The organism is Bacillus cereus group sp. MYBK220-1 (genome assembly GCF_051916445.1).
Taxonomy (GTDB): Bacteria; Bacillota; Bacilli; order Bacillales; family Bacillaceae_G; genus Bacillus_A; species Bacillus_A cereus.
In genome coordinates this window covers 105,939-123,260 of sequence record NZ_JBQAGQ010000002.1, presented here as the reverse complement: position 1 = coordinate 123,260, position 17,322 = coordinate 105,939, and the positions used below count along the sequence as shown (strand labels likewise).

Sequence of the window (17,322 nt, the reverse complement as noted above, 5' to 3'; positions counted from 1 at the left end):
TCTCTTTTTTAGAGTGAAGAGAGCAACCTATCCAGACATAGGAGCGCCCACTCCATCCCTACTTAAAAATAGAACTATGAAGTTGCTACCGATTTCATTTTTATTTCAATAAATCATAAATAAGAAGCTAATAATTAGCCTGCAAGTAGCAGGCTACAATGAAAAAATTATATTTAATATCACCCTTAGTTTGGCCTGTTTTCTTAAAAATACAACGATTACTCTTATTTCATAATTTACGAAATCAATACGTTTTTTTGACAAAATTTACAAATTATTATTTTGTATATCTTTCTAGGTAACATCCATACTATGAGTACAAACTTAATTACCGATGGATTAGCGCCAACCGGGGCGATAATCTGGTTCAACTCCAGCTAGTCCAACCAAAAAAACTTTTATAACTCTAAGGAGGATATATTCCTATGGCAAACCAAAATTCTTCAAATCAATTAGTAGTACCAGGTGCAACAGCTGCAATCGATCAAATGAAGTACGAAATCGCTCAAGAATTTGGTGTACAATTAGGAGCAGATTCTACGGCTCGCGCTAACGGTTCAGTTGGTGGAGAAATCACAAAACGTCTAGTTGCAATGGCTGAGCAAAGCCTTGGCGGATTCCACAAATAAATATATATGGCAAAAAGGTCTCAAGGCATATGCCTTGAGACCTTCCTTAATTTATTGCAACATTTGTAAAAACTTCTTCGTGCGTTCTTCTTTTGGATTTGTAAATACTTCTTCTGGTGTACCTTGTTCGACAACGACACCACCATCCATGAAAATAACACGGTTCGCAATTTGATGTGCAAAACGCATTTCGTGCGTTACAATAACCATCGTCATGCCTTCTTTAGCAAGTTCTTTCATTACTTTCAGAACTTCTTGAACGAGTTCAGGATCAAGCGCTGACGTCGGCTCATCAAATAGTAACACTTCCGGCTCCATCGCAAGCGCGCGCGCAATTCCAACGCGCTGTTGTTGTCCGCCTGATAATTGGAACGGATATAAATCCACTTTATCTGCTAAACCAACTTTTTCAAGGAAATAGTTTGCTTTTTTCTTCGCTTCTTCTTTCCCCATCTTTTTCACTGTAACGAGCCCTTCCATTACATTTTGAAGTGCTGTTAAATGCGGGAATAAATTATGGTGCTGGAATACCATACCTGTTTGCGTACGAAGATTAACAATATCTTTCTTCGTTACTTTTTGAGAGAAGTTAAGCTCTTTATTACCGATACGAATATTACCAGCGTTTGGCGTTTCTAATACATTGAGACAACGTAAGAATGTCGTTTTACCAGATCCAGACGGCCCAATAATAACAACAACCTCGCCCTTCTCAACTGTTAAATCTATATGCTTTAGTACGGTATTATCTCCGAAACTTTTTTGTAAGTGCTGAATTGAAATCATAAAAACAAAAACTCCTTTTGTAAAAGGATTATTTTAATGTGTAGCGTTCTGAACGCTTTTCTAACATCTGTTGTACGATTGATAATAAGAAACAAATAACCCAATAAATAAGACCTGCTTCAAAATAAACAATTAAAAACTCGTAGTTCATCGCCGCAATTTCCTGCGCTTTTCGGAACATTTCTGTTACTAAAATTAACGATGCTAACGAAGTATCCTTCACTAAGCTAATAAATGTATTCGAAAGCGGCGGGATTGATACGCGCGTTGCTTGTGGTAAAATAACACGTTTTAATGCTTGTGGATATGTCATCCCAATTGTATAAGCTGCTTCCCACTGCCCTTTCGGAATGGAAAGGATAGAAGCACGAATAATTTCAGATGCATATGCACCGACATTTAATGAAAATCCAACAACTGCTGCTGTATATGGCTCAACTTCAATATTAAGAGTTGGAAGACCATAGAAAATAATAAATAACTGTACAAGAAGTGGCGTTCCGCGAATGATAGATACATAGATACGAGCAATCCATTGTAAAATACGACTACCTGAAATACGTGCGAGCGCTGTTAACGTCGCAAGTATAAGACCGATAATAAATGTAATAAGCGTTAATGGAATTGTTGTAAAAACAGCTTCCTTCAGCATAGGCATGAAGGAAGACTGCATAATATCTATCCAAGTAGACAATCGATCTGAAACTAATGCACTACTTAGATACATTTTCACCGAACCACTTTTTCGTTATTTTGTCATACGTACCGTCTTTTTTCATATCTTCTAACGCTTTATCTACTTCTTGTACAAGCTTATCGCTACCTTTACGGAATAAGAATCCACTTTGTGAAGCTTCTTTTTCTGTATCTACAATTTTAATTTTTGCATCTTTTTTCGTTTCTAAATAATTTAATACTGATAACTTATCATTAATTGTAAAATCAACGCGTCCTGAAGCTAATAATTCTGCCGCTTGGCTAAATCCTTCTACTCCAATAATTTCCGCACCGTTTTTCTTAGCAATATCTGCATAGTTACTCGTTAAAGATTGTGCTCCTTTTAAACCTTTTACATCAGCAAATGTAGCAGGCTTATCTTTATCTTTTGCAATAACTAATGCCGCTGAAGATGAAATGTATGGTTTAGAGAAATCGTATTTCTTTTGACGATCTTCACGAATACCAACTTCGTTTGCAACCATATCGAAACGTTTTGCATCTAAACCAGCAAGTAAGCTATCCCATTGTGTTTCTTTAAATACAGGTTTTACACCTAAACGTTTTGCAACTTCTTCTGATAGTTCAACGTCAAATCCAGTTAATTTATTGCTTGAATCATGGAATGTGAACGGTGCGTATGTACCTTCTGTTCCAATTACAAGTTCACCGCTTTGTTTTATCTTTTGTAACGCGTCTTGACTAGCTGTATCTTTTTTCTCTTCTTTACCGCAGCCGGCTACAATCCCGATCGCTAATGTAGTTACTGCAAGCACTGAAAATAATTTCTTCATGATAGTAATCCTCCAAGTATTCTGATAGGAATTTAAAAACTATATTGATTGTATGCAATCTTGAACAATTTTTCAATGAAAATGTTCTTATTTAGTTTATCCTTTTTCTTCATAATCAAACAAAAGGGAAAAATAATGCTACATACAAAAAATAAGTAACATTTTTTAATATAGCATTTATGGAGAAAAAGGTAAAACAATACTTCTTATTTAACTGTCGTAATTCGCTAAAGAGTCGACATGTTCATCAATAAAAAAGAACTTGTGAAAATCACAAGTTCTCCTCCATGCATATTAAGCACTCTGATTGCCTTCCATTTGCGTTTTATACATATCGTAATAACGCCCGCGCTTTTTCATGAGTTCATCATGAGACCCTTTTTCTAAAATCGTCCCTCTATCGAGCACAATAATTTGATCTGCGCTTTTAATCGTTGAAAGGCGGTGAGCGATAATAAATGTCGTTCTTCCTTTTTTTACAACTTCTAGTGCTTGTTGAATCATCGCCTCTGTTTCTGTATCAATACTAGACGTTGCTTCATCTAAAATTAAGATAGCTGGATCAAAAGCGAGTGCTCTAGCAAACGAAATAAGCTGACGTTCTCCAGTGGAAAGCGTACTTCCCTTTTCTGTAATTTCTTCATTTATATTGTTTGCAAATCTTTCAGCACCAACATCATGCAATGCTTTTATAATACGCTCTTTTGAAATTTTTTCGTTTTCTAAGCTTACATTGGAAGCGACCGTCCCGCTAAAAAGAAACGGGTCTTGCAGTACGATTCCCATATGTTCACGGGTTGCTTGTTTCGGCATCTCTTTTACATCGTGACCATCAATCGTAAGCTTTCCTTTTTCAAACTCATAAAATTGAAAGAGTACATTCATGATAGAACTTTTTCCTGATCCAGTATGACCGACAAGTGCCACTGTCTCGCCTTGTTTCGCTTCAAAAGAAATATTTTTTAACACTTCATCTTTTCCATTATAAGAAAATGATACATTATCAAATTTTACATTTCCTTTTAAACGAGGCATACGTTCTTCTTCTACCGGTTCCCCTTTTTCCTCTAACAATTCAAAGACACGTTCTGATGCAACGCGCGCTTGCTCTAAGTTTGCAAGCTGGTTCACCATATTCGTAATTGGCGAGAATAATCGTGTTAAATAATCGACGAATGCATACAGTACCCCAAGTGAAATAATACCTGTAGCACTTAATGAAGCGCCACCGAAATACCAAATCACACCTGTGAAAGCGATATTTCTTAATACGGATACTAAATTATGAGAAGTTGCTGCATTTAAATTCAAAATTTTATTTTGATACTTAAAATAATCGCCATTTAATTCTTCAAATTCTTTTTTCGTTTCACGCTCTTGACGGAACGCTTGAATAATTGGCATCCCTTGAATGGATTCATTCACTGTTCCGTTAATATCAGATAAACGAGAGCGCATTTTATGATTGTATACAGACGCGTATTTTCTATAAAGAATCGCCCAAACAATTAAAATTGGGATAATTAATAAACATAATGAAGCGAGCTTCACATCTAATAAAAATAACGCAGCGAATATCCCAATAATATAGATGATACTAGAAACGAATGTTGCCAGCACCGTTACATATAAATCACGAATGGCCTCTGTATCATTCGTCACGCGCGAAACAATTTTCCCCGCCGGTAAATGATCAAAGTACCGAATTGGCAACGTTTGAATATGAGAAAAAACATCTTCCCTCATAATTTGAATAATTTTGTTCGCTGCCTTTTGCAAGAAGAACTGCTTTCCGTATGCAAATAATGACACGACTACTAATAAAGTGAAATAGCCACCACCAAGTAATAATAGACGGTTTATTTCTGGCTTATAAAATGCAAATACTTCTTCCTTTGTTAATGCTTTCGCTTTATAAACTTGCACCGCCTTACCATTTTGAACGGTAATCATATCCCCTTTTACAGTCCGTGACCCTTCCGCATTTACTTTATTCGGTACAAAATAATATTGAAAACCGACTTGCATCACACGTACTTCTTTACCTTTTGTCTCGCCTTGTTCAAAGCGATCACTTCGCTTATAAAAAGCGCCATTATACGAAACAGCTTCTTCACTCTGTTCTGTTTCATACCAAGGTTTCTCTATCCCGACGATATGATCATCAATCATCGTTTTAGCAACGAAAGGACCAGCAAGCTCTGCGATGACGAAAATAAATAACATTAACATCGCAGCAAAAATCGTCCCTTTCACTTTCATCGCGTATTGAAACAATCGTTTTGAAACGCTCATATTTTCACCCCACTATCCGCACTTTCACTTTCACCTTGTTGTCTTTCAAACTGTTCAGCATACCAGCCTCCGCTCTGGATAAGCTGAGCATGCGTACCTTCTTCTATAACTGCGCCTTCATCCATAACGAGAATCCAATCCGCATGTTGCACTGCAGATAAACGATGCGTCGTAATAATCGTCGTCTTTCCACTTCTTTCCGTTCTTATATTTTCAATGATCGCTGCTTCCGTACGAGCATCTACAGCTGATAAAGAATCATCCAAAATTAAAATTTCTGGATTTTGAATAACAGCTCGTGCAATCGAGATCCTTTGTTTTTGCCCTCCTGATAAAGAAACACCTTTCTCTCCAACGAGCGTTTCTAACCCTTCTGGTAAAAACTCTAAATCCTTTTTAAACGCAGCAATTTCAATTGCTTTCTCTAGTTCTTCTTCAGTCGCTTCCCTATTTCCGAATAAAATATTTTCTCGCGCTGTTTTTGAGAACAAAATATGCTCCTGCGGTACATAACCAATCCAGCCGAGTACATTTTCATTCGTCATTTTATCTAATGTCACATCAGAAACTGCAATATCTCCATCTCCAAGCGGATATTGGCGAAGAAGCTGACGTACAAGCGTCGTTTTCCCGCTTCCTGTTTTTCCGACAACCCCTAGCGTTTCTCCTTGCTTTAATGTGAAAGAAACCTTTTTTAAATTTTCTTCAGTTGATGAAGGATATGAGAAAGACACATCATCAAACTGAATATAATCCGGCTCTTGCACAAGCTTTGGATGTTTCGGATTCTTTACATCTGGCTCATACGCTAACGTTTCATTTACACGGTCAAGCGAAGCATTTCCTCTTTGCATAACATTAATTAGTTCCCCAATTGCAAACATCGGCCAAATCATCATCCCTAAATACACGTTAAAAGAAACGAGTTCACCAAGCGTCACCTTTGACTGGAACACAAGGTATGCACCGTACACTAAGCCGATTAAATAACTAAGACCGACAAGCATTTTCACAGTTGGTTGGAATAATGCATCAATCTTTGCTACCTTCATATTTTTTTCGTAGACGTCATCTCCTAAATGATGAAATCTTTCCTCGTCTGCATTCTCTTGTACATATGCACGAATAACACGCACACCAGCGATTGATTCAAGCACTTTATCGTTCATATCACCAAACGCATCTTGCGCAACGGTAAATCTTTCATGCAATTTCTTTCCATATATATTCATCGCATACGCCATAATTGGAAGCGGAATAAGCGCTGCAAATGTAAGCTCCCAACTAATTGTAAACCCCATCATAAAGACAATCGTAAGCATATATAAACTAGAATCCACAAGCGTTAATATACCAAAACCAGCTGTCATAGCGATTGCTTTCAAATCATTTGTCGCTCTCGCCATTAAATCACCAGTACGATTTTTTTGATAAAAAGTCGGCGTCATCTTAAGTAAATGCCCCATAAATTTAGAGCGCATCGTTTTCTCAAGTACGAATGCACCGCCAAACAATTGATGTTGCCATACGAAAGTGAGGCCATATCCAACGATCGTAACCCCTATTAAAATAAGAATAGACTGTATAATAGCTTCGTTCGATAACGTTCCTGTTTTTATATTATCTATCGTAACCCCTAACACTTTCGGGGGAATCACTTCAACTATATTCACAATTAAAAGAGCTCCAATGGCAATACTATATCTCTTCCAGTGCTCCCTAAAAAACCATTTTAGCTTTAGTAATACTGATAACAATGTAACCTCTCCCTTCTCGTTCTCGTTTACCTCTCATTTCTTTATCCACTATCCAGACCTATCACATTTACATTTCGTAACCCATACAATCTCATCACATTTTTCCACCTTCCAAAGTTTTTTATCGGAACTAAACAAGGGAAAATAAACAAAAAAAAGCATACCGCCGCTTGACGATATGCACAGGAATGCATAAAAGCGTACGTTACGATATACGCAACGTACGCTTCTTATAAGACAAAGATGCCCTATATATCCGTACGGGTTGCGTAATGATATGAATGTTTTCTGCCATTTAACAGAGCTAAGCCCATTACATTTACGATTACAATCATTACGCACACCCCTTTCATTTATTTTCCATTTATAATCTTACAACTTTATTGAGTATTCTGTCAATTATTTTTTCACACTTTAAATAAAAATATATGATACACCATTTTGAAATAAGGGAATGTTCTGTAAGAAAGGGCATACAAAATAAAAAAAGAATAAGAAATCGTTTTCACAAACATTTCATTTGAAAAATGTTATCAAACCCCCTACAATCACCTTATACTCACTCTTACAAGTTGCTATTTTAGGAGGACTAATCATGACAACTAGCAATACGTACAAATTTTATTTAAACGGAGAATGGAGAGAAAGCTCTTCAGGAGAAACAATCGAAATTCCATCTCCATACTTACACGAAGTAATTGGACAAGTACAAGCAATTACTCGCGGAGAAGTAGATGAAGCAATTGCATCTGCAAAAGAAGCTCAAAAATCATGGGCCGAAGCTTCCCTACAGGATCGCGCAAAATACTTATATAAATGGGCTGATGAGCTCGTAAATATGCAGGATGAAATTGCCGATATCATTATGAAAGAAGTCGGTAAAGGATATAAAGATGCGAAGAAAGAAGTTGTTCGTACAGCTGACTTCATTCGTTACACGATCGAAGAAGCTTTACATATGCACGGAGAAAGCATGATGGGCGATAGCTTCCCGGGCGGTACAAAATCTAAGCTTGCGATTATCCAACGCGCACCACTTGGTGTTGTATTAGCAATCGCACCATTTAACTACCCAGTAAACTTATCTGCTGCAAAACTTGCACCAGCATTAATTATGGGTAACGCTGTTATTTTCAAACCAGCAACTCAAGGTGCAATTAGTGGTATTAAAATGGTTGAAGCACTTCATAAAGCTGGCCTTCCAAAAGGTCTTGTAAACGTAGCTACAGGACGCGGTTCTGTAATTGGTGACTACTTAGTAGAGCACGAAGGCATCAATATGGTATCGTTCACAGGCGGTACAAACACAGGTAAACATTTAGCGAAAAAAGCTTCAATGATTCCACTTGTATTAGAACTTGGTGGTAAAGATCCTGGTATCGTTCGTGAAGATGCTGACTTACAAGATGCTGCAAACCATATCGTAAGCGGTGCATTCTCTTACTCTGGTCAACGTTGTACAGCTATTAAACGTGTACTTGTACACGAAAACGTAGCGGACGAGCTTGTTAGCTTATTAAAAGCGCAAGTAGCTGAACTATCAGTTGGATCTCCAGAACAAGATAGCACAATCGTTCCATTAATCGACGACAAGTCTGCTGACTTCGTTCAAGGTTTAGTTGACGACGCTGTAGAAAAAGGTGCTACAATCGTTATCGGTAACAAACGTGAGCGTAACTTAATTTACCCAACATTAATCGATCACGTAACAGAAGAGATGAAAGTTGCTTGGGAAGAGCCATTCGGCCCAATCCTTCCAATCATCCGTGTTTCTTCAGATGAACAAGCAATTGAAATTGCTAACAAATCAGAGTTCGGTCTGCAAGCAAGTGTCTTCACTAAAGACATTAACAAAGCATTTGCAATTGCTAACAAAATCGAAACTGGTTCTGTACAAATTAATGGACGCACAGAGCGCGGCCCTGACCACTTCCCATTCATCGGTGTAAAAGGTTCAGGTATGGGCGCACAAGGTATTCGTAAGAGCCTTGAGTCTATGACACGTGAAAAAGTAACTGTATTAAACTTAGTTTAATCTTATAAAAAGAAGCTGATCTATTTTTAGATCAGCTTCTTTTCTATATAAATACTTCCGAAAAACGGAGTATTTCATTCTACTTCTGATTTGGTTTTCCAAATCGAACTAAAACATGCCATAATAATTTTAATTCCTGAAGCACTTCTTCATAAGTTCCACGATCACTCCAAGATAATGGATTGCACTTCAAATCCACTACAGCAGAGCCAATTATATTTGCATCAATACAATGATTCCGTGCAATACGCCTTGCTAAAGATGGCATTTTTGAACCTCTAAAATCCATCGGAACTTCATCTACCGCAAGTACAAAACCGATGTGCCAATACAAATCAATAGCATACTTCAGGCAAATTTCTTCTAAAACGTTTCCTACATCCGTACCCTTAAATGAAGGATCTGCAACAAGCGCTTCCACGTCTTCTTTTAGAGAAATCTCTCCATGAATCTGCGCTTCAATATAATGATTAAGATTACGGGCTGGCTCTTTGCTTACTACATCTATAAACGGCCTTTTCAGATTAGCCAGTAAATGATTAATTAATATTATTGGAGTCAAATTTCCTTCACCAATTGCAAAATCTCTTACGAATGTCTCTTCTAAAAGAGCAGCTAAAATCATATCAAACTCCTCATAAGTCCCCTTTTCTTTCGGATCTTGATGCGAATCTAAATATGTATATGTAGAACGCGAAGAAACTTTTGGAGATAAGAGAAAATAACAGGAACCAAAACGCGGAGCCGGCCCATCTGGATGTAACATTAAATTTAGCGCTCCGTATTTTGGACGTTGATCATTCGTTACGCCTTCTAATTGATATGCCCCTCCAAATATTCTCTTTTCCCAAAGGTCACGTTCACCACCAGGATAAGCAGATACGCTTCCATTAGATAGCAATGTTTCAAACTGACTTTTATATACTCCTTGCTCAAATAGTGCTTCAGCAACACTTTTCTTACTCGAATCTAGTCTGTCTGGATGAAAGTGTAAAGCAATCCTTGCGTGAGATTTTAAATTAGCGACAGCCTCTTCAAATATTTCATCTGTAATATTAGACATTTTAAGTATATGATTAATCGTTGCTTTAGCCTCACGTTTTTCGTTCTCTGCATATTTTGAAATATACTCTAAAGCAAATAATTGAGATCTTGATAATTCCATAATCAAACCTCTCCTTTAATTAAAATGACCTTAATCATTTCAATTAAAAGCTTATTCTTTCCTTCTTATGAAACGAACCTGATTTATTTAAAAACGTAATTTACTAAATCTTAATTATGCATACACGCATTTTTCATGGGTAAATGTACACATTCTACAGAAATTTGATACCCTAGCCATCGCTCAGCAATATGTTCAAATGATAAAACAGATCCCGTCGTAAAAAAACGATGCTTCGGATTCAGATTGTCAGACAAAATTCCTTTGTGCTGTAAAATGGTACTTAACTCTATCGCTGTTTCTTCTGCAGAACTAATAATCGTTACATCTTCTCCTAGTTCCTTTTTTATATAAGACTCTAAAAGTGGATAATGCGTACACCCAAGAATTAACGTATCTATATCTTCTTTCGTTAATGGAAGTACTGCTTGTTTCACTTGCTGCGTGACATATGCTATATCTTCTAATCGGTTTTCTACAACTGTAGCTAAAGTCGGACACGCATGACTATGCACTTCCAAATATGTATCAAGCTCGTGTAATGCTTTTTCGTATATATTAGATTTTATCGTACCTACAGTTCCAATTACTCCGATTTTCTCTTTCTTTGTTACTTTAATTGCCGCTCTTGCTCCTGGATGTATAACGCCAATAACTGGAATGGAAAGTGCTTCTTGCAGCGCATTCAATGCAGCAGCTGCAGCAGTATTACATGCTACGACTAGCGCTTTTAATGGAAACTGTTTGAGGAACTCAACCATTTCAAATACGAAAGATTGCACCTCCTCTACACTTCTTGGCCCATACGGGCAACGCTTATTATCACCAATATAATAAATGCTTTCTTTAGGCAATTGTCTTATAATTTCGCTCGCAACTGTTAATCCTCCAACTCCCGAATCTAGCACACCTATTACTGAATGTTTATGACATACAGACATTTACTTCATCCCCTTTTCAATCATCTAGCGCTAATAACATGTATTATATTACGAAAATTCAAATATCACATAACAATCCCTCTTACTTTTAATCACAAACTCTTCTCTATAATCTGATTATTACTATATCCATTGACGTATAAAAATACATTTGTTACTCTTAAAGACGTTAATTTAATATTTAAATCCTCATTCGTATCTCGGTGAGGTAGAGGTTGCAATCATTAAGAGTATCATTTCAGGAGATGTAGTGGCATTGATGAAGGAATGAGAAAGGAATGGTTGCCGAAGTAAGTCGTGTCCACCATGCACGCTTGCTGGGTCTGCATTTAATAAGTGCAGAACTGTCACAAACGTTTCGTTTGTGGAGAGCTATCGAGAGGTATGTCGTGGGTTTCTTATAAGATAGAAAGCATGTAGCGGCAAATTACGTGCTTTTTTTGTTTTGTTTGGGACTTCTCTTCCTGACTCAGGAAGACATACATATCTCCTCGCTTGACTTGGTTATACTAACTTTGGAGGTATTTTCTATGCAACAAAAAAAATGGGGCTTTTGGGTACTAACAGCTTTCGTTGTCGGTAACATGGTTGGCGCTGGTATTTTCATGGTGCCAAGTACGTTGGCACAAACAGCAAGCCCACTCGGTGTCACTTTAGCTTGGTTAACTACAGGGTTTGGTGTTTTAATGCTAGCTCTTGTTTTCGGTAATTTAGCAATTCGTCGTCCTGATTTAACGACAGGGCCACAAAGTCATGCATATGCTTTATTCTCAACACCAAAAAAGAAAAAAATGGCTGGCTTCAGTATGGTATGGGGATATTGGGTTGCAAACTGGGCAAGTAACGTTGCCATCATTACATCATTTGCGGGATATTTATCACTCTTCTTCCCAATTATGAAAGATACGCGACTACTATTTTCAATCGGTTCGTTTAACGTAGAAGTCGGAAAACTAATTACATTTACGATTTGTTCCATCTTACTTTGGGGAACTCATATTATATTAACAAACGGTGTAAGCGGAGCTGGAAAACTAAACTTCTTAGCAACAACAACGAAAGTAACTGGATTCCTTTTATTCATCGTCGTTACGTTATTTGCATTCGAAGCTTCTAAATTTGGACAATGGTATACACCGATGATTGATAAATCAGGGGCATCACACGGTCTTCTTTCACAAGTGAATTTAGCTGCTCTTACAACACTTTGGGCGTTTATCGGAATTGAATCAGCTGTTCTTTTATCAAACCGTGCTGTTTCTCCAAAAACGGTAAAACGCGCAACAGTTGCGGGATTACTTATTACAGTTGCCATCTACTTAGGAATCACAATTTTAACAATGGGTGTACTTCATGTTGATAAATTACAAGCTTCTGAACGTCCATTAGCAGATGCACTAAACGCTGCAATGGGGCACGGCGGCGGGAAACTGATGGCATTACTTGCTCTTACTTCCCTGTTCGGTTCTATCTTAGGCTGGATTTTATTAAGCTCAGAAGTACCTTATCAAGCAGCAAAAGAAGGTTTCTTCCCTTCCTTCTTCACGAAAACAAATAAAAAAGGAAGTCCAATTTACTCATTACGATTAACAAACATTATGTCGCAAGTATTCCTATTCTCAACATTATCAGGAACCATTGCGGAAGCTTATACATTCGTTATTACCGTATCAACACTGGCCTACCTCATTCCATATCTCGTTTCACCAATCTTCCAGTTAAAACTAGTCGCAACTGGTGAAACATATAAAAATGAAATGCGGGCAAGAATTACAGATGGCATAGTCGCAGTTATCGCACTTTGCTACGCACTATGGGTTATTAAAACGGGCGCATCCGATATAAAAACGTTCCTTCTCGGAATTGGTTTATTCGTAATCGGATTTGCTTTCTATCCATTAATGAATCGTGATCAGAAAAAAAATAACGAAAAGAAAAACGGGCAAGTTGCATAACGCAATTTGCTCGTTTTTTCTTTTGTAAAACATATATAATAGAACAAAGAGGTGAAAAACATGTCAATCGAATCGCTATGGAGCAGTCGCTTCCAACAACATATTCAAAATATCATTACATACTTTGCACGTATGATTAACGGTTTACTATATAGCTTTATCTTTATTTCATGCGTTGGTGCATATTATTATGCTCAGTTTCTAAAAGCATCTCCTTCTAAAGGAATATCTTTAATAATTATAACGATTGTACTTACATTCATTATAACGAGATGCCCTATCCGTACATTTATTCAAAAACCTGATGCTGTCTATTTACTAGCACTAGAAGAGAAATTAACATCTTATTTCAAAAAATCTCTTCTATACAATTACATCATTCAGCTTTTCCCATTGTTATTTACGTTCCTTATTCTCGTTCCACTTGCTATGCAATCATTACAATTAACGGTACCTTTTTTATGTACAATCTTTATCGTGTTAATGATTACGAAAGCCTGGAACATGTACATACATTGGATGTGGCGTGATAGTCACGAAAAAAATATATGGCTAATCATTTGTATTACTTGTAACGCCCTAATCATTTACATGCTGTTTTATTCCGCAAATGTTCTCATATTGGGCGGACTACTCTTACTACTTGCTTTCCTACTTCTATATACAAAAAAACAGCCTACAAAACGAATACCGTGGGATTACATAATCAAGCAAGAAGAAAAAATGAACGTTCGTTTTTATCAATTTGCTAGCATTTTCACAGATGTTCCGCAACTGAATAAACAAGTAAATAAAAGAAAATGGCTTACAAATTGGATTGAACCTTTATTACATAAAAAACGAGCAACTTTCTTCTACTTACATACACTAGCATTTTTACGTGGAAATGATTATTTCGGTATATATATTCGCTTAGGATTGATCGGTGCTTTCGCCTTATATTTCATACCAAATATATACGTAAAAGGCGCTATCGCTTACATCGTTTTATATATGATCTCTATGCAGCTTCGTTCACTATGGAAATATTTTTCGGGAAATATTATTGTAGCATTATATCCAACCCATACTGAAGAAAGGATGAAGCAATTTCTTCGCTTAATCTTTATATTGCTAAGTATTCAACTCATTGTATTTTCAATTGTTATACTCATTGCTACAGGTCAATTTTTACATAGCCTTATCATTATGATTGTCGGGTTACTCTGGATCAAATTTATTATTGTACCAAAAACGAAGCAAAGAATTTCCGCATTTTAACGAAAAGAATTATCTTAAAAGCCAAGGAGAAAATAAATTTTCTCCTTGGCTTTTTTATTTTTTAATGTTAAACCTATCGTTCATACTTAATTAAAAACTTTAGGTATGTTACTCCTGTTTTTCTTAAGCATAGAGTGCTATACAAACTCCCTTTCTTCCCCTTGATGTTTTAGGGGTTAATTATGATTTTTACATACAAAAATCATAATACATGTTTACATACTAATAAAAAGGGTATCTATTAAATTAACAAAGTAAAGGAGGGGCCTATATTGTGAATAAAAAAACGGAACAATTGAAGCATCACGTTACTGACAATCAATGCAAACATGCTTTAACAACAAACCAAGGAGTAAAAATAGCTGAAGATGAATTTTCTTTAAAGATGGGCTTAAGAGGCCCAACCTTAATGGAGGATTTCCACTTTCGCGAGAAAATGACCCATTTTGATCACGAACGAATTCCCGAAAGGATTGTTCATGCACGCGGGGTTGGCGCTCATGGTTATTTTCAGCTTTATAAATCTTTAGAAACATATACGAAAGCAGATTTTCTTACTAATCCTTCAAAGAAAACACCTGTATTTGTACGGTTCTCAACCGTTCAAGGTTCTAAAGGATCCAACGACACAGTAAGAGATGTACGCGGATTCGCCACAAAATTTTATACAGATGAAGGAAACTATGATTTAGTGGGTAATAATATGCCAGTATTCTTTATCCAAGATGCTATTAAATTTCCTGATTTTGTCCATGCAGTTAAACCAGAACCACATAATGATATTCCTCAAGGAGCTAGCGCTCATGATACCTTTTGGGACTTTGTTGCGCATAATCCTGAGTCCACTCATATGGTCATGTGGCAAATGAGCGACCGAGCTATTCCGCGTAGTTTACGAATGATGGAAGGTTTTGGAGTTCACACATTTCGACTCATTAACGCAGCAGGAAAAGCCCATTTCGTAAAGTTTCACTGGAAACCTACCCTCGGGGTTCATTCATTAGTATGGGATGAAGCTCAAAGGATTGCTGGGAAAAATCCTGATTTTCATCGTCAAGATTTATACGAAGCAATTGAAAAAGGGGATTATCCTGAATGGGAGCTTGGATTACAATTAATTCCAGAAGAAGATGAACATAAATTTGATTTTGATATTTTAGATCCAACGAAATTATGGCCAGAAGAAGAAGTTCCCGTAAAATTAGTTGGTAAAATGACATTGAACAAAAATGTTGATAACTTCTTTGCTGAAACAGAGCAGGTAGCTTTTCACCCTGGTCATGTCGTACCAGGTATTGATTTTTCAAATGACCCTCTTCTGCAAGGAAGATTATTCTCCTATACAGATACACAATTATCTCGTTTAGGGGGCCCTAATTTCCATCAAATCCCTATCAATCAGCCCGTATGTCCTTTTCATAATAATCAACGTGATGGTATGCATCAAATGCAGATTCATCGCGGTCAAACAAGCTATCATCCTAATGGATTAAATAACAATCAACCTGCAACCGTCCAAGCCGAACAAGGAGGATATGAACATTATCAAGAAAAGATTGATGGGCATAAAATTAGAGGTCGCAGTAAAAGCTTTCTTAACTTTTATTCTCAGGCTAAACTTTTCTACAATAGTATGAGCCCTATTGAAAAGCAGCACATAAAAGAAGCTTTTTGCTTTGAAGTTGGGAAGTGTAAATCAGACATAGTGAAGGCAAATGTAATTGCTCTCCTAAACCACGTCGATCGTCAATTAGCACAAGAAGTCGCTAACATTATTGGAGCTCCTTTACCTAAGGAAAATCACGAAGTAAATTCAGATGCAAAATCACCTGCACTAAGTATGTCCAATACTATTTTTAAATCTGATTCCAAAAATGTTGCAATTCTATTAAATGGTGACCCAAGCGTCTCACTTCTGTCCGAATGGATTCAAGCTTTTGTACAACACCGAATTAACTATAGCATCATAGATAATAAAATTTATCAGTTCAATGATTCCATTAAAGTAACTGATACTTATACAACAACAGACTCCTCCCTTTTTGATGCAGTATTAGTGTTTAGTAGTGAGTCTGTCATTCAACCCCCTGTTTTAGAATTTGCAGAAACTACTTTTAAACATTTTAAACCGATAGCTCATGTCCTTAGTAATCCTCATGCTTTGGACCATAGTAAGATTAAACTGGATGGAGCAGGAGTTTACAACTTAACAAACACTTCAATTGAATCATTTATAGAAGGCATTGCCCAAGGAAGATTCTGGAACCGATAATATAAGGAGCGGATTAGAATGAGTAAAAAAATTGCTATTGTAATAACGGATTATTTCGAGGATACAGAATACACAGAGCCAGTAGAAGCTTTTAAACAAAAGGGATATGAATTAACAACTATTGAAATGGAAAAAGGGAAAACAGTACACGGTAAGCAAGGAAAAAGTGAAGTCGTGATTGATAAAAGTATTGATGATGTTTCTCCAGAGAACTTTGATGCCCTCTTCATACCGGGTGGATTTTCTCCAGATATACTTCGTGCAGATGAACGTTTTGTTCGCTTTAGTAAAGCATTTATGGATGCGGAAAAACCTGTTTTCGCTATTTGTCACGGACCTCAGCTACTCATCACTGCACAAACACTTGAAGGACGTGATGTCACTGGATATAAATCTATTGAAGTCGATTTGAAAAATGCCGGCGGGAACTTTCATGACAAAGAGGTTGTCGTATGTCAAAATCAGCTAGTAACAAGTAGACAGCCAGAGGACATCCCAGCGTTTATTGAAGAATCGTTGCGTATATTAGGATAACTAACCTCCTTTTATTTACATGAAAATAGTTAATCATTGGGGTTTTATTCATCCCCTACTGATTAATTAGCCCTCACCAACTGGTCGTTTACAGGCAATCCGACCACCACAAATAGCAAGATAAATAAAAAGAGGGGAATCCAAAAGTTCAGTTTTAATAATCTTTTGGATTCCCCCCTTTT

The 17,322-nt window shown here is 36.8% G+C and carries 13 protein-coding genes and 1 riboswitch; of the genes, 6 read left to right on the top strand and 7 right to left on the bottom strand.

The features are described 5' to 3' along the window. Nucleotides 1-425 precede the first annotated feature (425 nt). Nucleotides 426-629, top strand: coding sequence for a small acid-soluble spore protein, SasP family (sasP, locus tag ACTFRU_RS07515; protein ID WP_000013338.1), 204 nt, complete (start codon nucleotides 426-428; stop codon nucleotides 627-629). A 51-nt stretch (nucleotides 630-680) separates the two neighbouring features. On the opposite strand, the gene ACTFRU_RS07510 is transcribed toward sasP, so the two are convergent. The 5 genes from ACTFRU_RS07510 to ACTFRU_RS07490 form a co-directional block, all read right to left on the bottom strand. Further along, nucleotides 681-1,415: an amino acid ABC transporter ATP-binding protein gene (locus tag ACTFRU_RS07510; protein WP_000623610.1), complete on the bottom strand. Its 735-nt coding sequence runs from the start codon at nucleotides 1,413-1,415 to the stop codon at nucleotides 681-683. Between the two features lie 28 nt (nucleotides 1,416-1,443). Continuing rightward, entirely contained in the window at nucleotides 1,444-2,142 is a 699-nt protein-coding gene (locus ACTFRU_RS07505; RefSeq protein WP_000281497.1) for an amino acid ABC transporter permease, read from the bottom strand. Beyond that, nucleotides 2,129-2,926, bottom strand: coding sequence for an amino acid ABC transporter substrate-binding protein (locus tag ACTFRU_RS07500; RefSeq protein ID WP_033696624.1), 798 nt, complete (start codon nucleotides 2,924-2,926; stop codon nucleotides 2,129-2,131). Before ACTFRU_RS07500 ends, ACTFRU_RS07505 begins: the two co-directional genes overlap by 14 nt. A 294-nt stretch (nucleotides 2,927-3,220) precedes the next feature. Beyond that, a complete protein-coding gene (locus ACTFRU_RS07495) occupies nucleotides 3,221-5,221 on the bottom strand; it encodes an ABC transporter ATP-binding protein (protein ID WP_290102174.1) in 2,001 nt (666 codons plus the stop codon). After that, nucleotides 5,218-6,978, bottom strand: a complete 1,761-nt coding sequence (locus ACTFRU_RS07490; protein WP_000953782.1) for an ABC transporter ATP-binding protein — start codon at nucleotides 6,976-6,978, stop codon at nucleotides 5,218-5,220. Before ACTFRU_RS07490 ends, ACTFRU_RS07495 begins: the two co-directional genes overlap by 4 nt. Nucleotides 6,979-7,573: 595 nt before the next feature. Between ACTFRU_RS07490 and gapN the strand changes: the two genes are divergently transcribed. Beyond that, nucleotides 7,574-9,013, top strand: a complete 1,440-nt coding sequence (gene gapN, locus ACTFRU_RS07485; RefSeq protein WP_000213634.1) for an NADP-dependent glyceraldehyde-3-phosphate dehydrogenase — start codon at nucleotides 7,574-7,576, stop codon at nucleotides 9,011-9,013. A 79-nt stretch (nucleotides 9,014-9,092) separates the two neighbouring features. Here the strand turns inward: gapN and ACTFRU_RS07480 are convergent, their stop codons facing one another. Both ACTFRU_RS07480 and racE read right to left on the bottom strand, forming a co-directional pair. Next, nucleotides 9,093-10,178 (bottom strand): DUF3626 domain-containing protein, encoded by a 1,086-nt coding sequence (locus ACTFRU_RS07480; protein WP_290102173.1) that lies wholly within the window; start codon nucleotides 10,176-10,178, stop codon nucleotides 9,093-9,095. A gap of 110 nt (nucleotides 10,179-10,288) precedes the next feature. Continuing rightward, the gene (gene racE, locus ACTFRU_RS07475; protein WP_290102172.1) at nucleotides 10,289-11,119 is read right to left on the bottom strand and encodes a glutamate racemase; all 831 of its coding nucleotides are present in this window, start codon (nucleotides 11,117-11,119) and stop codon (nucleotides 10,289-10,291) included. Between the two features lie 201 nt (nucleotides 11,120-11,320). Beyond that, nucleotides 11,321-11,502: riboswitch (Lysine riboswitch) on the top strand. A gap of 147 nt (nucleotides 11,503-11,649) precedes the next feature. On the opposite strand from racE, the gene ACTFRU_RS07470 reads away from it, so the two are divergent. From ACTFRU_RS07470 to ACTFRU_RS07455, 4 genes are all read left to right on the top strand, one after another. Next, on the top strand, nucleotides 11,650-13,074 hold the full coding sequence (locus tag ACTFRU_RS07470; RefSeq protein WP_001186301.1) for an amino acid permease: 1,425 nt from the start codon (nucleotides 11,650-11,652) through the stop codon (nucleotides 13,072-13,074). Between the two features lie 60 nt (nucleotides 13,075-13,134). After that, nucleotides 13,135-14,334 carry an ABC transporter permease gene (locus ACTFRU_RS07465; protein WP_290102171.1) on the top strand — a complete coding sequence of 400 codons (1,200 nt, stop codon included), beginning with the start codon at nucleotides 13,135-13,137 and terminating at the stop codon, nucleotides 14,332-14,334. A 274-nt stretch (nucleotides 14,335-14,608) separates the two neighbouring features. Then, a complete protein-coding gene (locus ACTFRU_RS07460) occupies nucleotides 14,609-16,606 on the top strand; it encodes a catalase (RefSeq protein WP_290102170.1) in 1,998 nt (665 codons plus the stop codon). A gap of 18 nt (nucleotides 16,607-16,624) precedes the next feature. Then, a complete protein-coding gene (locus ACTFRU_RS07455; RefSeq protein ID WP_006917041.1) occupies nucleotides 16,625-17,140 on the top strand; it encodes a type 1 glutamine amidotransferase domain-containing protein in 516 nt (171 codons plus the stop codon). The last annotated feature ends 182 nt before the right edge of the window (nucleotides 17,141-17,322 follow it).

Excerpts from the sequence above, each read along its gene's own strand:
- sasP (WP_000013338.1), top strand. The coding sequence starts at position 426 with ATGGCAAACCAAAATTCTTCAAATCAATTAGTAGTACCAGGTGCAACA.
- ACTFRU_RS07510 (WP_000623610.1), bottom strand. The coding sequence starts at position 1,415 with ATGATTTCAATTCAGCACTTACAAAAAAGTTTCGGAGATAATACCGTA.
- ACTFRU_RS07505 (WP_000281497.1), bottom strand. The coding sequence starts at position 2,142 with ATGTATCTAAGTAGTGCATTAGTTTCAGATCGATTGTCTACTTGGATA.
- ACTFRU_RS07500 (WP_033696624.1), bottom strand. The coding sequence starts at position 2,926 with ATGAAGAAATTATTTTCAGTGCTTGCAGTAACTACATTAGCGATCGGG.
- ACTFRU_RS07495 (WP_290102174.1), bottom strand. The coding sequence starts at position 5,221 with ATGAGCGTTTCAAAACGATTGTTTCAATACGCGATGAAAGTGAAAGGG.
- gapN (WP_000213634.1), top strand. The coding sequence starts at position 7,574 with ATGACAACTAGCAATACGTACAAATTTTATTTAAACGGAGAATGGAGA.
- ACTFRU_RS07480 (WP_290102173.1), bottom strand. The coding sequence starts at position 10,178 with ATGGAATTATCAAGATCTCAATTATTTGCTTTAGAGTATATTTCAAAA.
- racE (WP_290102172.1), bottom strand. The coding sequence starts at position 11,119 with ATGTCTGTATGTCATAAACATTCAGTAATAGGTGTGCTAGATTCGGGA.
- ACTFRU_RS07470 (WP_001186301.1), top strand. The coding sequence starts at position 11,650 with ATGCAACAAAAAAAATGGGGCTTTTGGGTACTAACAGCTTTCGTTGTC.
- ACTFRU_RS07465 (WP_290102171.1), top strand. The coding sequence starts at position 13,135 with ATGTCAATCGAATCGCTATGGAGCAGTCGCTTCCAACAACATATTCAA.
- ACTFRU_RS07455 (WP_006917041.1), top strand. The coding sequence starts at position 16,625 with ATGAGTAAAAAAATTGCTATTGTAATAACGGATTATTTCGAGGATACA.